This window comes from Marinomonas sp. ABL3_031 (genome assembly GCF_056161265.1).
Genome location: NZ_JBSWYU010000017.1, coordinates 38,943 through 58,003 on the forward strand (window position 1 = coordinate 38,943; position 19,061 = coordinate 58,003).

21 protein-coding genes are annotated in these 19,061 nt (G+C 45.2%); 12 read left to right on the forward strand and 9 right to left on the reverse strand.

Going from position 1 to position 19,061, the window contains the following annotated elements:
- The first annotated feature begins 146 nt into the window (after positions 1-146).
- The 5 genes from ACXAH2_RS15975 to ACXAH2_RS15995 all read left to right on the forward strand — a co-directional run bounded on the left by ACXAH2_RS15975 (position 147) and on the right by ACXAH2_RS15995 (position 2,257).
- The gene (locus ACXAH2_RS15975) at positions 147-803 is read left to right on the forward strand and encodes a Bax inhibitor-1/YccA family protein (protein WP_475079872.1); all 657 of its coding nucleotides are present in this window, start codon (positions 147-149) and stop codon (positions 801-803) included.
- A gap of 96 nt (positions 804-899) precedes the next feature.
- On the forward strand, positions 900-1,292 hold the full coding sequence (tusD, locus tag ACXAH2_RS15980; protein WP_475079873.1) for a sulfurtransferase complex subunit TusD: 393 nt from the start codon (positions 900-902) through the stop codon (positions 1,290-1,292).
- Positions 1,293-1,296: 4 nt separating this feature from the next.
- The gene (locus tag ACXAH2_RS15985; protein WP_475079874.1) at positions 1,297-1,644 is read left to right on the forward strand and encodes a DsrE family protein; all 348 of its coding nucleotides are present in this window, start codon (positions 1,297-1,299) and stop codon (positions 1,642-1,644) included.
- A gap of 2 nt (positions 1,645-1,646) precedes the next feature.
- Complete coding sequence (locus tag ACXAH2_RS15990) at positions 1,647-1,934, forward strand: DsrH/TusB family sulfur metabolism protein (RefSeq protein ID WP_475079875.1); 288 nt, start codon at positions 1,647-1,649, stop codon at positions 1,932-1,934.
- Positions 1,935-1,939: 5 nt separating this feature from the next.
- A complete protein-coding gene (locus ACXAH2_RS15995; protein ID WP_475079876.1) occupies positions 1,940-2,257 on the forward strand; it encodes a TusE/DsrC/DsvC family sulfur relay protein in 318 nt (105 codons plus the stop codon).
- A gap of 48 nt (positions 2,258-2,305) precedes the next feature.
- On the opposite strand, the gene cobA is transcribed toward ACXAH2_RS15995, so the two are convergent.
- The 7 genes from cobA to ACXAH2_RS16030 all read right to left on the reverse strand — a co-directional run bounded on the left by cobA (position 2,306) and on the right by ACXAH2_RS16030 (position 10,598).
- Positions 2,306-3,049: a uroporphyrinogen-III C-methyltransferase gene (cobA, locus tag ACXAH2_RS16000; protein ID WP_475079878.1), complete on the reverse strand. Its 744-nt coding sequence runs from the start codon at positions 3,047-3,049 to the stop codon at positions 2,306-2,308.
- 56 nt (positions 3,050-3,105) lie between these two features.
- Positions 3,106-4,407 carry a serine--tRNA ligase gene (serS, locus tag ACXAH2_RS16005; protein ID WP_475079880.1) on the reverse strand — a complete coding sequence of 434 codons (1,302 nt, stop codon included), beginning with the start codon at positions 4,405-4,407 and terminating at the stop codon, positions 3,106-3,108.
- Positions 4,408-4,462: 55 nt separating this feature from the next.
- Entirely contained in the window at positions 4,463-4,834 is a 372-nt protein-coding gene (gene crcB, locus ACXAH2_RS16010; protein ID WP_475079881.1) for a fluoride efflux transporter CrcB, read from the reverse strand.
- Positions 4,834-6,189 carry a replication-associated recombination protein A gene (locus tag ACXAH2_RS16015; RefSeq protein ID WP_475079883.1) on the reverse strand — a complete coding sequence of 452 codons (1,356 nt, stop codon included), beginning with the start codon at positions 6,187-6,189 and terminating at the stop codon, positions 4,834-4,836. The genes crcB and ACXAH2_RS16015 overlap by 1 nt, the downstream gene beginning before the upstream one ends.
- Positions 6,189-6,815, reverse strand: coding sequence for an outer membrane lipoprotein periplasmic chaperone LolA (lolA, locus tag ACXAH2_RS16020; RefSeq protein WP_475079884.1), 627 nt, complete (start codon positions 6,813-6,815; stop codon positions 6,189-6,191). Before lolA ends, ACXAH2_RS16015 begins: the two co-directional genes overlap by 1 nt.
- 34 nt (positions 6,816-6,849) lie before the next feature.
- Positions 6,850-9,609, reverse strand: a complete 2,760-nt coding sequence (locus tag ACXAH2_RS16025) for a DNA translocase FtsK (RefSeq protein ID WP_475079886.1) — start codon at positions 9,607-9,609, stop codon at positions 6,850-6,852.
- A 152-nt stretch (positions 9,610-9,761) separates the two neighbouring features.
- On the reverse strand, positions 9,762-10,598 hold the full coding sequence (locus tag ACXAH2_RS16030) for a hypothetical protein (protein ID WP_475079887.1): 837 nt from the start codon (positions 10,596-10,598) through the stop codon (positions 9,762-9,764).
- Positions 10,599-11,217: 619 nt separating this feature from the next.
- Between ACXAH2_RS16030 and aat the strand changes: the two genes are divergently transcribed.
- Together aat and infA are read left to right on the forward strand one after the other, a co-directional pair.
- A complete protein-coding gene (gene aat / locus ACXAH2_RS16035; RefSeq protein WP_475079889.1) occupies positions 11,218-12,009 on the forward strand; it encodes a leucyl/phenylalanyl-tRNA--protein transferase in 792 nt (263 codons plus the stop codon).
- 223 nt (positions 12,010-12,232) lie between these two features.
- Positions 12,233-12,451 carry a translation initiation factor IF-1 gene (gene infA / locus ACXAH2_RS16040; RefSeq protein WP_013795500.1) on the forward strand — a complete coding sequence of 73 codons (219 nt, stop codon included), beginning with the start codon at positions 12,233-12,235 and terminating at the stop codon, positions 12,449-12,451.
- Positions 12,452-12,572: 121 nt separating this feature from the next.
- On the opposite strand, the gene clpA is transcribed toward infA, so the two are convergent.
- On the reverse strand, positions 12,573-14,825 hold the full coding sequence (clpA, locus tag ACXAH2_RS16045) for an ATP-dependent Clp protease ATP-binding subunit ClpA (RefSeq protein ID WP_475079891.1): 2,253 nt from the start codon (positions 14,823-14,825) through the stop codon (positions 12,573-12,575).
- Positions 14,826-14,845: 20 nt separating this feature from the next.
- Complete coding sequence (gene clpS / locus ACXAH2_RS16050) at positions 14,846-15,193, reverse strand: ATP-dependent Clp protease adapter ClpS (protein ID WP_475079899.1); 348 nt, start codon at positions 15,191-15,193, stop codon at positions 14,846-14,848.
- A 305-nt stretch (positions 15,194-15,498) separates the two neighbouring features.
- Between clpS and ACXAH2_RS16055 the strand changes: the two genes are divergently transcribed.
- The 5 genes from ACXAH2_RS16055 to hflD all read left to right on the forward strand — a co-directional run bounded on the left by ACXAH2_RS16055 (position 15,499) and on the right by hflD (position 18,881).
- A complete protein-coding gene (locus ACXAH2_RS16055; RefSeq protein WP_475079892.1) occupies positions 15,499-15,774 on the forward strand; it encodes a cold shock domain-containing protein in 276 nt (91 codons plus the stop codon).
- Positions 15,775-15,892: 118 nt separating this feature from the next.
- Entirely contained in the window at positions 15,893-16,606 is a 714-nt protein-coding gene (locus tag ACXAH2_RS16060; RefSeq protein WP_475079893.1) for a pseudouridine synthase, read from the forward strand.
- A complete protein-coding gene (locus ACXAH2_RS16065; protein ID WP_475079895.1) occupies positions 16,539-16,934 on the forward strand; it encodes an NUDIX domain-containing protein in 396 nt (131 codons plus the stop codon). Before ACXAH2_RS16060 ends, ACXAH2_RS16065 begins: the two co-directional genes overlap by 68 nt.
- Before the next feature lie 157 nt (positions 16,935-17,091).
- Positions 17,092-18,213 carry a tRNA 2-thiouridine(34) synthase MnmA gene (mnmA, locus tag ACXAH2_RS16070; RefSeq protein WP_475079901.1) on the forward strand — a complete coding sequence of 374 codons (1,122 nt, stop codon included), beginning with the start codon at positions 17,092-17,094 and terminating at the stop codon, positions 18,211-18,213.
- 38 nt (positions 18,214-18,251) lie between these two features.
- The gene (gene hflD, locus ACXAH2_RS16075) at positions 18,252-18,881 is read left to right on the forward strand and encodes a high frequency lysogenization protein HflD (RefSeq protein ID WP_475079897.1); all 630 of its coding nucleotides are present in this window, start codon (positions 18,252-18,254) and stop codon (positions 18,879-18,881) included.
- Positions 18,882-19,061: the final 180 nt, after the last annotated feature.

Below are 19,061 nucleotides of genomic sequence, written 5' to 3' on the forward strand. Positions count from 1 at the left end.
TCTCTCACCACCAGCAAATTTTTTTTATGATATTATGCTCCTAGTTCGACTTTAAAACGTAAAAGACACATTCATACTTGAACTTTGGAACTTTACCCCGCATATTAAGTCCATAGTTAAACATCAACTTGATAGGAGTTACTCCAATGCGTTACACAGATGCCCTTTCGACAACATCGTCCCAAGCGGCCAACAAAACGCTCCGCAACACATACGGATTGTTGTCGCTAACCCTATTGTTCAGCGCCTTTACTGCAGGTCTGAGCATGACCTTTAACCTTCCTCACCCGGGTTTAATTCTCACCTTGGTGGGCTTTTATGGCTTATTATTCTTAACTTACAAATGTCAGAACAGTGCCGCTGGTCTATTGTGCGTATTCGCTTTAACTGGCTTCATGGGTCTGACTTTAGGGCCTATTTTAAGTGCTTATCTCAGCCTTGCTAATGGTGCCAGCTTGATCATGAGCGCACTGGGTATGACTGGACTGTCTTTCCTAGGCTTATCTGCTTATGCCCTGATTTCAAAGAAAGACTTCAGCTTCCTTAATGGTTTCCTAACAGTTGGCTTCTTTGTGCTGTTGTTCGCTGTTATCGCTGGTTTCTTTGTGCAAATGCCAGCATTGCAAATCTTCATCTCTGCGGGTTTTGCCTTGTTCTCTGGTGCGGTTATCTTGCTGCAAACCAGCCAAATAGTTCGTGGTGGCGAAACCAACTACATTATTGCAACGGTGAACCTGTATGTCTCTTTGTACAACATGTTCCTAAGCATCTTGTCTTTGTTAGGCATGTCTAGTGACGATTAAGACACGCTTTTAAATAAGCCGTTTTTTCAAAGGCCGCTGACTGCGGCCTTTTTTATGTGTAAAATTCACGCCATAAAGACTCTAGGTTTATTTTTCATGCAGCACGCTCTATTAATAACGGGTTCCCCCTATCAAACCAAAGCTTGTCATTCTGCCTTGCGTTTTGCGAGAGCCGCTCTAGAGCAGCAAACGGATAGTATTAATGGTGTATTCTTTTATCAAGACGCTGTTCTTATCGGCAATGCTTTAGCTCAACCACCGCGGGATGAAATCAACCTAAAACAAGAATGGCTTGAACTTGCTCAGCAGTTTCAACTTCCTCTCTATATCTGTATCGCCGCGGCTGTTCGACGCGGTGTTATCAATGAGACAGAAGCCAAACGCTATCAAGTTGAACATTTTTCCCTAGCCGATGGCTTTCAATTAGAGGGATTGGGTAGCTTGGTAGAGTTAATGAATACTTCTGAGAAAGTCATTCAATTTAGGTGACGTCATGACAAAAACCCTTATACATCTATCCTCCAGCCCCTATGCTAACCTAGCCTGTAAAGAAGGGTTGGATTTGGCTCTGGTGTTAGCCACCTTTGAGCAGCCAGTGGCGATTTGTTTGTCAGGTGCGGCTTTATCGTTACTTCATACTCAGCAAGCTCCCGAAAAACAAGATGGCAAAAACCTGCATAAATTGCTCGATGGTTTGGAGTTTTATGACATAGAAAAAGTCTATGCACTGGCCAATCAAGAAATCGCTGATCAGCATAAATACTGGCCGCAAACCATTTTAATCAATGATCGCGAGTGGCAAAACTTATCCACCCAATATCAACAAATTTATCGGTTCTAAGTATGACACTGCATCAGATTAATCAACTGGCTTATTCAGGTGAAACCGAGACACTTTGGCAACAAAGTCTTCGTAATGGCGATGCGATTGTGTTTATTGAGGAAGCCTGTTTGCGCTTACCTCAGGCCAATGCAGACTGGTTAGAGACGCTAGCAAAGCAATCGATCGCATTATATTTTTTGCAGAAGGACGCCGACACTTACGGCATTGAACCTGATTATGGTATCGCCCTATCAGACATAGAGTGGGTTGAATTGACTTTTTCTGCCAACAAACACATTAGCTGGTAATGACAATGCTGGACACCACTTTACTTGACGAAGAAGGCTATCTTTTAAATCTGGACAATTGGAGCCCTGAGTTGGCGCATCATTTGGCGCTCCAGGAAGACATTGAATTAACCGATGCTCATTGGGAAATCATCACCCTACTACGAGCCTTTTATCAAGAATTCGAAGTATCGCCAGCCATGCGACCATTGGTCAAAGCCGTCAGTAAACAACTGGGGGCAGAGAAAGGCCGCAGTATTTATCTGATGACCTTATTTCCTGGCAGTCCACCTAAGTTGGCGGCCAAAATCGCAGGCCTACCCAAGCCCGCTAATTGTTTATAAGCCTTTTTGTACTGAGCAAGATGTCTTTTCTTGTTCAGTATTCGACACTCAGTACTTGCCGTACCAAGCCAATTTATCTTGCAAGTTCACCACTTCACCGATAATCAGCAAAGCAGGCGATTTAACGTCATTATCCATCGCCACTTGATACACTTGACTAATGGTGGAAGTGAACACACGCTGCGCCTGTGAGGTGCCTTTCTCCACCACGGCCACTGGCATGCTTGGCGACATACCGAATTTTAACAATGACTGACTAATGTCTTTCAAGCCGGTTAACCCCATATAAATCACCAAGGTCTGAGCAGGATGAACCAACTCTTCCCAAGGCAAATCTGTCGTGCCATCTTTCAGATGCCCTGTTAAAAAACGTACCGATTGGGCGTAATCGCGATGGGTTAACGGAATACCTGCGTACGCCGCACATCCCGCTGCCGCTGTAACTCCTGGCACCACTTCAAATGGCACACCTTCTTCAATCAACTCTTCTAACTCTTCACCGCCACGTCCGAAAATGAAAGGGTCACCACCTTTTAACCGCACCACTTGATGACCTTCTTTGGCCTTGGCGGCAAGCAAAGAATTAATATCTTCTTGTGGCAAGCTGTGTAAGGACTTGGCCTTACCAACATACATTTTTTCAGCGCTTTCGGGGATTTGATTAATGATTTCTTCTCCCACCAAACGATCGTACAAAACCACGTCGGCCTGTTTTAACAGTCGATGCGCTTTCAACGTCAAAAGATCAGGATCACCCGGTCCTGCACCAATTAAATAAACTTTACCCGTCATACTCTTTTTCCACACAAAAAAAGCCTCACTGGGAGGCTTTTTTGCCAATACCTTTATTACGCTTTATTCAATAGGGTTTTGCCGCCCATATAAGGCACTAAAACATCAGGAATACGAACACTGCCGTCTTCGTTTTGATAGTTTTCCAACACCGCCACTAAGGTTCGCCCCACCGCCAAACCAGAACCATTCAAGGTATGTGCCAATTCAGGACGCCCCGTTTCAGGATTGCGCCAGCGCGCTTGCATGCGTCGCGCTTGGAAATCCCACATGTTAGAACAAGAAGAAATTTCACGGTATTTACCTTGTCCTGGTAACCAGACTTCAATGTCATAGGTTTTATGAGCAGAGAAACCAAGGTCTCCGCCACACAAAATGACGGTACGATAAGGCAATTCCAGTTTTTGCAAAATACTTTCCGCGTGACCGACCAATTCTTCCAGTACTGCTGCTGAACGATCTGGACGACAGATGTGAACCAATTCCACTTTTTCGAATTGATGCTGACGAATCATACCGCGCGTATCACGACCATAACTGCCCGCTTCACTGCGAAAACAAGGGGTGTGAGCAACAAACTTTTTGTGCAGATCCGCATCGTTAAAGATTTCATCACGAGCCAAGTTGGTTACTGGCACTTCCGCGGTTGGAATCAAATAAAAATCACTGTTGCCACTGTCTTTATCCACCGGCACTTTGAAAAGGTCTTGTTCAAACTTGGGTAACTGACCTGTGCCTTTCAAAGACGCAGCATTTACCAAGTAAGGAACGTAGACTTCGCTGTAACCATGCTCGTCTGCATGGGTGTTGATCATGAACTGAGTAAGAGCACGATGTAAACGCGCTAAATCAGAGCGCATTACAGCAAAACGCGAACCGGTGATTTTAACCGCCGCTTCAAAGTCTAACATGTCCAGTGCTTCGCCAAGATCCACATGATCCTTTGCTTCAAACGCGAATGCCTTTGGCTCACCCCAGCGACGAATTTCTACGTTATCGTCTTCAGATTCGCCTTCCGGAACCGAGTCATGAGGAATATTTGGAATGCCTTCTAACAAGGCATCCATGTCCGCTTGAATTTGGCTGAGTTGCTCTTTCGCGGCATTGAGATCATCTCCCAAGGTTGCCGTTTGCGCTTTCAACTCTGCCGCTTTATCTTTATCGCCAGACTTCATCGCCTGACCAATTTCTTTGGATACTGAGTTACGGGATTGTTGCAGCTGTTCCGTTTCTATTTGAATGGCTTTACGACGCTCTTCTAAGGAAGAAAAAGTCGCCACATCCAGTTCATAGCCTTTCTTTTTCAATAACGCCGCAATGGCTTCTGGGTCAGCGCGCAACGCTTTAATATCTAACATCTCAGCAACAATATCCTCTATATCCGAATAATATGTGTTCGCCCAAATTAACGAACTAAAAATAGCGTGTCAGTGCCATACCTAGGGCAAGACCAAGCACACCTAAAATGCAGCTCAATAATAAATAGCTTAGTGCCGTTAGCCAAGCCTGCATATGAATTAATGCCACAATTTCTAAGGAAAAAGTGGAGAAGGTAGTAAAAGCTCCTAAAAAACCCACTATGACCAGAGGTCGATAAGGTTCCAGACTGGGAATTCGCTCGCTTATGATGACAAAGGCAATGCCCATCAAAACGCAGCCCAATAGGTTTACCATCATGGTGGCAAAGGGAAAATGATGATGCCAATAACTGTTAATCCATTTGGTCAGACTGTATCGACTCAAGGCCCCTAACGCTCCACCAAAAGCAATCATAAAATACATCATTATTCGTCTTCCCAATCTGTTAGCGGGTAACGTTGCTGCAAACTCTGTTTGTCCAATTCAGCCAACCACTCAAGCTTTTCGGCAATTTTCTTCTCCAAACCTCGATCACTGGGCTGATAATATCGAGACTGAGCCACTTCCTCAGGCAAATAATTTTCCCCGGCTGCATAGGCATTCGGTTCATTGTGCGCATAACGATATTCATCACCATGGCCCATACTTTTGGCTAAGGCAGTCGGCGCATTGCGCAAATGAATCGGCACCTCATAACTAGGCTGCGCAGCCACATCCGCCACGGCTTGCTTAAAGGCACTGTAAACGGCATTACTCTTTGGCGCACAAGCCATGTAAACCGCCGCTTGAGCAATGGCTCTGTTACCTTCTCCCGGCCCTACTCGCTCAAAAATATCCCAAGCATTTAAGCCCACTTGTAAGGCTCGCGGATCCGCATTACCTATGTCTTCCGAGGCAATGGCCAACAAACGTCGCGCAATATACAAAGGGTCACAACCACCATCCAACATGCGCGCCATCCAGTACAAAGCCCCATCAGGAGAGGAGCCACGTACCGATTTATGGAAGGCGGAAATTTGATCATAAAAAACATCACCATTACGATCAAAACGACGAATACTGCCACCCAATACATCTTCTAACTGCTGTTGACTGACCGCTTCTCCCGGCTCAACCATATCCGACAGAATCTCAAGAAAATTCAGACTGCGACGAATATCCCCATCGGCCGCTTGCGCTATCACATCCAAATAATGATCGCTTAATGTCAAACCTGAATTAGCCAAGCCTTTTTCAGCATCTTGTAAAGCGCTCTTTAAAACGGCTTTCACCTCCTCCGCTGAAGGTGTTTTTAAGCGGTACACACGCGCTCGGGACAATAGCGCAGAATTTAATTCAAACGCAGGATTCTCAGTGGTCGCACCAATGAACAAAAAAGTACCATCTTCTATGTAAGGTAAAAAAGCATCTTGTTGAGATTTATTGAATCTGTGTACTTCGTCCACAAATAAGATGGTTTGCGTGCCCTTCATCTGCCGAAACTGCTTGGCTTGTTCCACAGCAGCCCGAATCTCTTTTACCCCCGACATCACCGCAGAAATTTCAATAAGATGACCGTTCAGTGCCTGACACAACAGCTTAGCAAAGGTGGTTTTACCCACACCAGGTGGGCCCCACAAGATAAAAGAATGACAATGACCCGTTTCCACCATACGTCGCAAAGGCTTCCCTGGCCCGACCAAATGCACCTGACCAATGTAGTCTTCCAAACGAGTGGGCCTCATCCGCGCTGCGAGCGGCTGATAACCCCCATGATCCTCCTCTGCGAACAAGTCCTGCATTATTGCCCTTCTCTAATCAAATCCACCTCATCAGGTAACTCCAATGTGAAGTTTTCTTTTGCCACACCCGCATGAGTTTCAACATGATTAAACTCAATCACAGTCGTTTGCCCTAACGCATCCAAAATGCTCATGGACGCTATTTGGCCAGCATGGAAAGACAAGGTCAGAGTGCGGAAGAGATCCTGTTCCTCTTTGGGCGACAAGCGGAATGTTTCAGGTCCTAAGGTGGTGATATTGTAATGGGGTAAAACCGTTTCAGCCGGCTGGCCCAATAAGGCCGCTGGCGATGACCCAACCTCGCCGGATAATGGTTTCTGCGTAGCTTGCTCTAAATCCACATCCCAAACCGTGATCGTCTTGCCATCCGAAACAATACGCTGGGCAAAAGGCTTGATGCTGTCCCAAACAAATTGATTTGGCTTCGCCAGCAAAAAAACGCCTTCACTGATTTGCAGCGTTTTGCCTTTTTCATCTTGGGTAACCTGACGAAATTCCCCTTCAATATTACGATTTTGCTCCAATAGTGACGTCAGTTTCGTGCTCGCCGCTTCATCTGCCCAAAGTGCTCCTGTCACCATCATACTGGTGAGGATAAACAAGGCACTCAGCCATGATTTTTTCAAGATGTTTCTCCTATTGACCTGTCTTAAACAAGAACTACTCTGGAATCAGAATGTCGCGCTGACCGTTGCTTCCCATCGGTCCAACCAGTCCAGCGGCTTCCATTGCTTCTACCAGATTTGCCGCCCTGTTGTACCCTATTTTCAAACGGCGCTGAATAGAAGAAATAGAAGCTTTACGAGTTTCTATGACTATCTTTACCGCTTCATCATACAAAGCATCTTTGTCTTCCCCGCCATCGCCTGCCATCAAATCTTCTGGATTGACCACAACATCATTGATGTACTCAGGCTCTCCGCGCTGCTTCCATTCTTCCACTACCGCGTGCACTTCTTCATCGGAAACAAAGGCCCCATGTACCCGAATAGGCGTTGGCAAACCGGCAGGCAGGTAAAGCATATCCCCCATACCCAATAACTGATCTGCGCCCCCTTGATCCAAAATGGTTCGCGAATCAATTTTGGAAGACACTTGAAACGCCATACGGGTCGGAATATTGGCCTTGATAAGACCAGTAATCACGTCCACAGAAGGGCGCTGAGTCGCCAGAATCAAGTGAATGCCTGCGGCACGGGCTTTTTGTGCAATACGAGCAATCAACTCTTCCACCTTTTTACCTACTATCATCATCATGTCGGCAAACTCGTCGACCACTATGACGATATAAGGGAGAGGCTCTAAATAAGGCACAGTGCGTGCTACGCCATCTTCTGAGAACATGGCCATTTCAGGCTGCCACAAAGGGTCCTCAATGGGGGTTCCAGCAGCAATGGCGTCACGCACCTTTTTGTTGTAACCAGCGATATTACGCACCCCGAGTTTAGACATCAGCTTATAGCGACGCTCCATTTCATCGACCGACCAACGCAAACCATTGGCAGCGTCTTTCATATCGGTAATGACGGGCGTTAACAAATGCGGAATGCCTTCGTAGATAGACAATTCCAACATCTTAGGGTCAACCATGATCATACGTACGTCGTCTGGAGTGGATTTCAGCAACATACTGAGAATCATGGCATTCACACCGACAGATTTACCTGACCCTGTGGTACCGGCCACTAAGACGTGAGGCATTTTGGCCAAATCCACCACCACAGGCTCGCCGGAGATATCGTGACCAAGAGATAAGGTCAGACAAGATGACGCCTTATCGTACATATCGCAGTTAATGACTTCGGAAAAATACACTGTGTCACGCACTTGATTTGGAATTTCAATGCCTATGGTGGATTTACCGGCAATCACCTCCACTACACGCACACTCATTACGCTCAATGAGCGCGCTAAATCTTTCGCCAAATTGGTAATACGAGAGACCTTCACCCCAGCCGCGGGTTGGATTTCAAAACGCGTGATCACAGGGCCGGGATTCACTTCCACCACCTCGGCTTTGACGCCAAATTCTTGCAGTCTTTGCTCTAATAACGAGGACAGTGACAGCAGCTCTTGTTCCGTATATCCCCCCTGTTTTGGCTTAGGCTGAGTCAATACCGAACGATCTGGCAAGGTATAGGCCTTTTCTTGTGGTTTCACCGGCTCATCAGAAGACCCTGGCCCAGCCAAGTTATCCAGTTGCTTGGCTTCTGATAAGGTTCTTACCGCTGGCTTATGCCCAGCTTGGCCTGTTACCGACTTATCAGAAGAAGCTTGATCTATAAATGGTTGATCTATGGGATCTTGATCTATAAGTGGCTGAGCATCACCAAACAAGAGTTCATCCGCCTTGGCACTCGACAAGCTGTCACTTTCAGCGTCTAGAGAAGATGACGCTTGCTCATTATGTTGAGCACTTTGTTTAGGCCATTGGTCTTCTATGTAAAGCGTGTCATCAAAGTCGATCTCAGCATCCTCTAGTGTTAAATCGTCAAGACCACCGAATTCTGGCTCCGTCTGTAGTTTGGTTTCTGCTTCTGCTGAGTCTGTCGATTCTGCTGAAGTGGATTTCGCAAACAAGCTCGACAAGGCAAATCTGCTTTTTGCTTTTTTGACAGAGCCGACTGCCCTCTCTTCTTCAGTATCCGCTAGGGTGTTTACTCTTGCATCAGACTGAGCTTGGGCGTTTATATTACGTCTTTTACGGAAAATGGCAGGCTCTTCCGCTTCTTCTGACACCTCGATTTCTGTCACAGGGTCAGCCTCTAGGCTCTTTCTTTGTGCTCTTTTCTGCGCTTTTTTATTTCTGTTGTCACGCCATTTGTTATTCAGCCAAGCAATGCTTTTGAACACAGCCTCGCCCAACTTATCCATAAGACCTAACCAATGCAATTGCGACAAGAGGGTAAACGCCAAAATCACCAGAGCCAAGCTGACCAAGGTCGCGCCATCGTAACCAATAACACCATATAAAGCAGTACCGAGACTTTGCCCTAAAATACCACCCGCGCCGTATTGTAAATCGGCATTGCCCACCGTGTGCAAAAAGCAAAGCGCTGAACCAAAACACAGGTACAGGATACAGCCGATAAGGCTCAATAAGGCATTATTCACCGGTAACAAAGCATGAGGATTACGCCAAATAATAATGGCAACCCAGAAAAAAAGAGGGGGTAATGAGTAAAATAGCGCACCAAAAAATGCCGACATGAGATCGGCCAAGGTGGCACCAATTGGCCCCATAGAATTTTGAATGGCACCGCCTGTACCAGAATAAAACCACCCTGCATCATCAGAGTGATAGGAATAAGTTGCTAAGGCAAAAAAGAACAATAATAACAAAGCAGCAATAAACGCCGCTTGCTTAGCAAACATATCCCACATTGGCGATCGAGTAGACTCACTCATTTCTTCTGACAAAACTTGCCTTCCTATTTTATGCTAACCAAAACCAAAGCATGCCAAATCCAGAGCAGGCTAAAAACCCGTTAAGCTTACCATAAAAAAAGCCAGCCCAAAGGGCTGGCTTTCGTATTTCCTAAGAAAGACTTTCTTTTACAAAAGAGGGAATCTTAGAAAGAAGCTTCCGCACCAATGATAGAGAAGTCATTAGTACTTTCACTTTCGTAATCAACAAATGTTGCGTAGTAGCGAATGCCACCCATAGTGTAGTTCAAAGTAACTTCTGAGTTACCTGCGTCTTCAAAATCTACATTAGCTGCAGACTCACCATCTTGCGTGTAATATTGGAATGCAACTGCTAAGCTTTCCGTTAGGGCAAGATCTAGACCAACACCATAGTTTGCAACATCAGCATCTGAAACTTCACCACCACGGTAAAAAGCAGATACAGTAGCCATACCTAGAGGCGCGCTTACACCCAAAGTGTATACAGAATCATCAGAGCTTGCAGCAGCAGAAATACCTAAATCAATACCGCTAACAGTTGTTTCAAAAGCAACCACACCAGAGGCTTTGTTTGTGCCTTCTTCATTTTCAATAGCAACAGTCAAGCTATCAGTAACCATGTAACGAATGCCCAAATCTGTACCTAGGTCGTTATCCTTAGCAACGTCATCATCATTTTCAGTACCTGCACTGTAAGCAACATCATCAGCCAAAGTACCATCGAAGTCACCGAACTGAACCGCACCGGCTTTAACGAAAGCTTCGTCAAGAACGAAATTACCTTCATCAGTATCCATATCTAGGTCAAAATAAACAAGACCAGTATCACCGATGATGTTTACTTCACCGTTAGAAGAAGATGCATCTTTAGCATCGTCAGTTGATGTGTAACTTAAACCAGCAGTACCTTTAAAAACAGGCTCAGCCGCTAGAGTTGTAGTAGACACAGCAGCTGCCACAGCAGATACTGCAAACACAGAAGCAAGTTTAATCGCTTTCATTCAAGATTCCCCTTTATATTATATTGTGTGGCCTTGTAGACCTTTTGATAGATTTTCGTCTTACCAAGAAACGTTGTTAAATCAACGACTCATGTATCTTAAAACCAATCAGTTTCACTTTTGTGACAATTGCCATAAAAGCAAATCATCTAGTAGTTCCAAAACTGCATCCAACAATTTTTCGAATTACCGTTTAGGACTGCATCGATTAAAACCAAGTTTTCCTTTATTGGTCAAGCACTCCTTGCACTTTTTTTCTATTTTTTTTCTATTTGCACCCTTTTTTGGACAAAAAACAGTCAATTTTGACCAGTACTGCCATTTTTCCTTTTTACTTTGTGCACATTAGTACAAAATAATCGTGAAAATGTGACAGCAAGTCGCAACTTGAATATCTTTTCTTCCACAATGGCAATATCGAATGGTTTTAGGAAAACTTTACTGTTTTCTTTTGATTTTTTTGATTTTTTTGATTTTTATCAAGCTTGGTATTTACATTCACAATGGTTATACTTTTTCAAAGTGGTGATAATTTGACCGTCATATGAACAAGGTGACAGAAAAAATGACAAAAGCGCCTAAACTCATGATCAAATGGTAAGGAATTAACCTAACCGTCATGCCTACTAACTCAGAATCTAATCATTCAAATGACTTAAACCATCAGGAAAGTACCAGTAACGACGCCTGTGAACTCATCATTCTCTCTGAGTCCCCCTACGATACACCACAACCTCATAAAGCCTTGCAAGACCCAGAAGGCCTGTCCGCTTTAGGTGGTGATTTATCATGCGAGCGATTGATTCACCTCTATCGCCACGGTTTTTTCCCTTGGTACAGTGACCCAGATCCCATACTCTGGTGGCATCCCGAACACAGGTGCGTACTCAGGCCTGACGATTTCCATACCTCAAAGTCCCTCAGCAAAGCCATTAAAAAAGGGCGTTATCAATTTTCCATCGATACCGTTTTCGACGAGGTCATTGGGCATTGCTCTGCCTTACGCGCAGACAAAGAAGGCACTTGGATCTCCAACGACATCAAACAAGCCTATCAATCACTCCATAAATTGGGTTACGCTCACTCTGTTGAAGTTTGGCAGGATGATCAGCTCATTGGCGGTTTCTATGGCGTGGCCATGGGACAAGTTTTCTTTGGTGAATCTATGTTTTCGTTAGAGGCCAATGCTTCGAAAATAGCATTAAAAACCTTCTGCGACCGGGCAAACGACTTCCACATCCAGCTTATCGACTGTCAAGTAAAGTCCGAACACTTGTTATCACTAGGAGCCAAGCTCATGCATCGCAGGGATTTCATGGCACAACTTGAGCGCAATATCGTCTCACCTGACAAGAACCAAGCCTTAAATGACTTGGCTAAGATGCAGCAAAAGCAGCGAATTTTCGGATAAATCCCGTAAAACTCATATGGGAATTTGCCTTGTGCTGGGTTTTTAGGCAGAATATGCCTCGATAATTTTTTCGGTGTGAATAAAACGTTAGGCTTGATTGAAGTGAATTTATAGTAATGCACATACTCACTGAATTCTTCTCACAGGCTTTTTACATCTGCGCCGCTAAACTGAACAGTAAAGTCATTAAACCAAATTAAGTTAACACCATAGGACACATATCGTGGCAAAAGAAGAAGGCTTAGAAATGGAAGGCACTATCATTGATACGTTGCCGAATACCATGTTTCGCGTCGAATTAGAAAACGGACACGTTGTTGTCGCACACATTTCAGGAAAAATGCGCAAAAACTACATCCGCATCCTTACTGGCGACAAAGTAAAAGTAGAATTAACCCCTTACGATCTGTCCAAGGGTCGCATTGTTTACCGCGCTCGCTAATAATCCCTGCTTCCTCGACCAAATTACATTGTGAAGCTTTGTTTGTTTCTTAATAAAAAACCACGCTATTGCGTGGTTTTTTTTACCTTTATAAAGTAAAGCAAGTGATGTTTTAGCCATGTTAGTGGACAACGGCTTCTTTCACTACGTCAAACTTAAGCATGTCTTTTTTCTCGTCCAAGGTCACTTTGACATTACCACCTTCGTTTAGATCGCCAAACAGTATCTTATCGGCCAAAGGTTTCTTCAAATGCTCTTGAATCACACGCGCCATAGGTCGAGCCCCCATCTGGCGATCATAGCCTTTGTGGGCCAACCAGCCCCGCGCGGTGTCTGATACATCCAGCAAGACGCCTTTTGGATCCAGCTGAGCCTGTAACTCCACTAGGAATTTATCCACCACATTGAAGATGATGCGTTCATCCAATTGCTGGAATTGAATCACTGCATCCAAACGGTTTCTAAATTCCGGGGTGAAAGTACGATTAATCACTTCCATACCATCGGTAGAGTTATCTTGATTCGAGAAGCCAATAGATCGACGGGCCAATTCTTCCGCACCGGCGTTGGACGTCATGATCAAAATCACATTGCGGAAGTCCGCCTTGCGACCATTATTGTCCGTCAAGGTACCATGGTCCATCACTTGCAACAGCAAATTGAAGACTTCAGGATGGGCTTTTTCAATCTCATCCAATAAAACCACACTGTGTGGGTTCTTGGTCACCGCTTCCGTTAGCAAGCCGCCCTGATCAAAGCCCACGTAACCCGGTGGTGCACCAATCAAACGCGATACCGCATGGCGTTCCATGTACTCGGACATGTCAAAACGAATCAACTCCAAACCAAGTTGTTTGGCTAGCTGTTTCGTTACTTCCGTTTTACCCACCCCTGTAGGGCCAGCCATTAGGAAGGAACCAATCGGCTTCTGCTCGGCTTTCAGACCAGCACGCGACAACTTAATGGCCGCCGACAAAGAATCAATCGCATCGTCTTGCCCAAACACCACCATTTTCAGGTTACGTTCTAAGTTTGCCAATACCTGTCTGTCATCCGAATTCACTGCTTTCACAGGGACGCGAGCAATTTTAGAGACGATGTCTTCAATTTCCGCCACCGTAATCACAGACTTACGCTGTTCTTCTGGCTGCAGTCTTTGATACGCGCCCGCTTCGTCGACCACATCAATGGCTTTATCCGGCATATGACGATCGGTCACATAACGTTGCGCCAATTCCGCCGCTGCCAACAATGCCGGTTCTTCGTATTTGATTTGATGATGCTCTTCAAAGGCACCAATGATGCCTTTGAGGATTTGATAGGTATCATCAACGCTAGGTTCATTGACATCAATTTTCTGGAAACGACGCGCTAAGGCATGGTCTTTTTCAAACACACCGCGAAACTCTTGGAAGGTGGTCGAACCAATACAACGCAACCCACCTGAACTCAAGACGGGCTTAAGCAAGTTAGATGCGTCCATCACGCCACCAGATGCCGCCCCTGCGCCTATGATGGTATGAATCTCATCAATGAACAGAATCGCGTTAGGCAGTTTCTTCAACTCGCTTAGCAACTGCTTTAAGCGTTTTTCGAAGTCACCACGGTATTTGGTACCCGCCAACAACGCACCAAGATCCAGGGAATAAACAACACCATCGGCAATGACATCTGGCACCTGCCCATCGACAATGCGTTTGGCCAAGCCTTCTGCAATGGCGGTTTTACCTACCCCAGATTCACCAACCAATAATGGGTTATTTTTACGACGACGGGACAAAGTCTGGATAACACGCTCTACTTCGTATTCGCGACCAATCAGTTTGTCTATCTTACCGTTGCGCGCTTCTTCGTTGAGATTGAGTGCAAACTTCTGCAGAGGCGCGGTATTGGTTTCTTCCGTCTCCTCATCTTGCTCAACTTCATCCGTAGAATCGCCCATTTTAGAAATGCCGTGGGCAACGTAATTCACCACATCAATGCGTGCTACACCATGACGTTTTAACAAGTAAACTGTTTGACTCTCTTGCTCGCTGAAAATAGCAACAAGAACATTAGCACCCGTCACTTCACGCTTACCCGAGGATTGCACATGAAAAACGGCACGTTGCAGAACGCGCTGGAAGCCTAATGTTGGCTGCACTTCACGCTCTTCATCATCTTCAGGAATCAATGGCGTCGTACTGTCGACGAATTCGATTAATTCCTTGCTTAAGGTTTCTAAATTTACACCACAAGCTTTTAATACACTTGAGGCGGCGCCATTTTCAATCAAAGCCAACAAGAGGTGCTCAACCGTCATGAATTCATGACGTTTGTCTCGTGCTGCTTTAAAAGCCGTATTCAGGGTTTGCTCTAGTTCTTTATCTAACATTGCTATTCCCTCTCTCTGAATCAATCAACCTTTTGTAGGTCACACATTAAGGGGTGCTCGTTTTGCTGGACGAACTGTTGAACCATTGCCACTTTCGTTTCGGCAATATCAAAGGGGTAAATGCCGCAAACACCTTTCCCTTTGGTATGCACTTCTAACATTACCTGTTTGGCCTTCTCTCCGTCCATTGAAAAAAAACGTTGTAGTACAAATACGACAAAATCCATTGGCGTATAGTCGTCATTAAACAACACCACCTGATACATGGAAGGTGGTTTCAATTCGGTTTCTTCTGGTGCGATGGCAACACCAGAGTGACCCGGCTGATCTTCCTCTGATGTTAGCTTAATTTTCTGATTTACAATCATCATATGCCTCTGAGGCTACAATTTTTCACGTAATTTGCCAAATCTGACGCATTACAACTTATTTACGCTACACATTGACTATTGGATTTTACAAATCCCAAAACGACTTCTACGCTCATTATTAGGGTATCTAAAAATGCATTCAATGTTTTGTCTAAAAGATTCTACCACCTCTGGCACAAAACAGTTTGCAGCTATTTAGAAATCTACCCCAACAAACGCGACACCTTTGGCGCTCACCAACCAAGGTTGGTTATAGCAAAATTAATATCGAGTAATTATTTTGAGTGGATAAGGAGTGACTCATGCATCACGGATCCGTAAAGTGGTTCAACAATGCAAAAGGCTATGGCTTTATTGTTTCAGAGGATTTTAATGAAGATTTGTTTATTCATTACTCTGCCATTAACGTCGAGGGGTATAAGACGCTAAAAGCCGGACAAGCAGTAACTTTTGATGTGGAACCAGGTGAACGTGGCCTTCATGCCATCGACATCAACCCTGTTGTAATAGACACCACCAAAAAAGAGACAGTAAAAAAGGAAACCGTTAGTACCAGCAAAGAATCGCTTCCAGCCTAAGCGACGCCCTCTTGTCAGTATCGATATTTGGGGTGTTTTTTGGTATCTTGCTTCTGTCAAGAAGTAAGCGACCTTGATTCGCCCTTCCCTTTTCGTCGATTAATGACCTTACAGCGTTATGCCAAGCAACCTCATTCTTTTCAACAAACCTTTTCAAGTACTTAGCCAATTCACCTCAGAGGGTGAAAAAGCCACTCTTGCAGATTACATTCAAGCAGCGCATTTTTATCCTGCCGGTCGTTTAGACTATGACTCTGAAGGCTTGTTGTTACTGACCAATCAAGGTGCACTTCAACATCTCATCGCTTCTCCTAAATTCAAAATGCCCAAAACTTACTGGGTCCAAGTGGAGGGTGAAATCAATGAACAAGCACTACAGACGTTACGCCAAGGTGTTGAATTGAAAGATGGCATGACTAAGCCAGCACAGGCTGAGATCATGACAGAACCGCAAATCTGGCCAAGAACGCCACCGGTTCGTGAACGCAAATCCGTTCCTACTAGCTGGCTTAGCCTAACCATTCGAGAAGGCAAAAATCGTCAAATTCGCCGTATGACCGCCGCTGTAGGCTTTCCAACACTAAGACTCATTCGCTATGCCATAGGACCTTATACCTTGGATCAGGTACCTCATGGACAATGGCAATACGCAGAGACGACCGCTGCACTCCAACAAGAGGTAATCCAGTTTGAACAACGAAGAAACAAGTCGACTTCCTCACCTCACCGTCGCCGCACTGGTCACACAGGGCGATCGCTATCTTATGGTAACGGAACGTCAGGACGGGCAAATCGTCCTCAATCAACCCGCCGGCCACGTGGAAAACAATGAAGATGTCATCACTGCCGTCATCCGTGAAACACAGGAAGAGTCTGGTTGGTTAGTGGAGCCCATAGGTTTGGTCGGTTTATACGCTTTCACGCCTTATTCTGGCGCCGACACTTACCATAGACTCTGTCTTTTGTGTCGGCCGATTAAACAGGTCTCTGAGCAATTAGACGATGATATATTGTCCAGCCAATGGCTTACCTATGAAGAGATTCAAGCACAGCCACATCGTAGCCCATTGATCAATGCTTGCATTGAAGATGCTAATAACAAGGCACCGATACCATTGCATTTTTTATCAAAGCAATTCCTCACACCAGATACGCCTTGAAAATGGGTCAACCTAAATATATCCATTACTAAGAACCTAGCAAGAAGATGTCAAAATCCCAGAAAGAGGTCACATTCAAGCGGAGTAAAATGTTACAATTTTGGCCATTTATAGCCTTTCATGGCAAAAGCCTATTTTGAGTGAGATTGAACAAAGAATGAACGACAGCGCCATTGCGACGAACACAAACAGCACCCAAAAAGTCATCGTCGGTATGTCCGGCGGTGTAGACTCTTCCGTTTCCGCCCTCATTTTGATGCAGCAAGGTTACCAAGTGGAAGGTTTGTTCATGAAAAACTGGGATGAGGACGACGGAACGGAATATTGCACGGCAAAAGAAGATCTGGCCGATGCTCAAGCCGTATGCGACAAGCTCGGTATTCAATTGCACACCGCGAATTTTGCAGCGGAATACTGGGACAATGTCTTTGAGCATTTTCTTGCCGAATACAAAGCCGGTCGAACCCCCAACCCAGACATACTCTGTAACAAAGAAATCAAATTCAAAGCCTTCTTGGAATACGCCTTAGCATTAGGCGCCGATTACATTGCCACGGGTCATTATGTTCGTCGTGGTGAAAAAGAAGGCGAGCCTTTATTACTTAAAGGGTTAGACAACAACAAGGATCAAAGTTACTTCTTATACGCGGTGGGGAAAGACGAAATCGCTAAAACCCTATTCCCTGTGGGTGAACTGGAAAAGCCAGAAGTTCGCCGCCTCGCGGAAGAACATGATTTGGTCACTCACAATAAAAAAGACAGCACAGGCATTTGCTTCATTGGCGAACGTCGCTTTAAAGATTTTCTTGAACAATATCTTCCTGCGCAACCTGGTGATATCGAGACCCTTGAAGGTGACAAAATTGGTCGCCATCATGGCTTGATGTACCACACCATTGGTCAACGTCAAGGGCTGGGGATTGGCGGTTTAGCCAATTACTCAGATGATCCTTGGTACGTTGTTGAAAAAGACCTAGAGCGTAATGTGCTAAAGGTCACACAAGGTGGTCAGCATAAAGCCTTGTTCAAAACACACTTGATTGCCGACAATTTTGATTGGGTTGCCAGACAAAAACCCAGTTTCCCTCTGGTTTGCAAAGCCAAGTGTCGTTACCGCCAACCAGATCAAGAGTGCACACTCAATGAATTAGCCGATGGCCGAGTGGAAGTGAGCTTTAAAGAGCCACAGCGTGCCATCACACCTGGCCAGTCGGCGGTGTTTTATCTTGACGATGTGTGTCTAGGTGGCGGTATTATTAACGCTGCGTTTAACAAATAATCGCGACAGATTCACCTTGATGGATAAAGAGAAAAGCCGTGAGTAACCGAGAAAAAGAGCAAGTTATTGCCCTATCCGCCGTATTTCAAGCAGCAGAATTAGTTGCCAATCTCGCCAAAACAGGTCAGGTTGAGCAAGATTATTTGCAGCCCTTGATCACGAGTGTACTGACTCTCGACGCGCCAACCACACAAGATATCTATGGTGGCCAATGGGATTGTCAAACCAATCTGGCCATGGGGCGACGCATTGCTCGTCAAGCTTTGGGAAAAGACAGAAACAGCCTTAATCCAAACACTTTGCGCTACGCGTTAAGTCTGGTTCATTTGGAAAGCAAACTGGCCAAACAAACCGACATGTTGTCATTGATTGGTCAACGCATTGAGCAGATCGCCACCAAGCAGTCTCACTACGATTCGGTATTGCATGAAAATATGATGGCCGCCATTTCTGGCTTATATCAGGACTCACTGAGTAAGTTGCCATTCCGTATTCAAGTACATGGCGACAGCCGTTACTTACAACAGGCACACATCGCCAACCAAGTACGTGCTATTTTGCTGGCTGGCGTTCGTGGTGCCATGCTGTGGCGCCAGCTAGGCGGAAAACGCTGGCATTTGATATTCAAACGAAAAGCCCTTTTGGCAGCATTAGACGCCCGTCATTAAGCGAGTTAGCGCCATTCCTTATGGCCCATCATTCGTAGGCGGAAAACGCTGGCATTTGATATTCAAACGAAAAGCCCTTTTGGCGGCATTTGAACTGACCCCCAATAGTTGGACATTCCAATTACTGGGGGTCTTTTTATGTCCAAATATCACAGAGAATTTAAACTGTCTTTAGCTAAG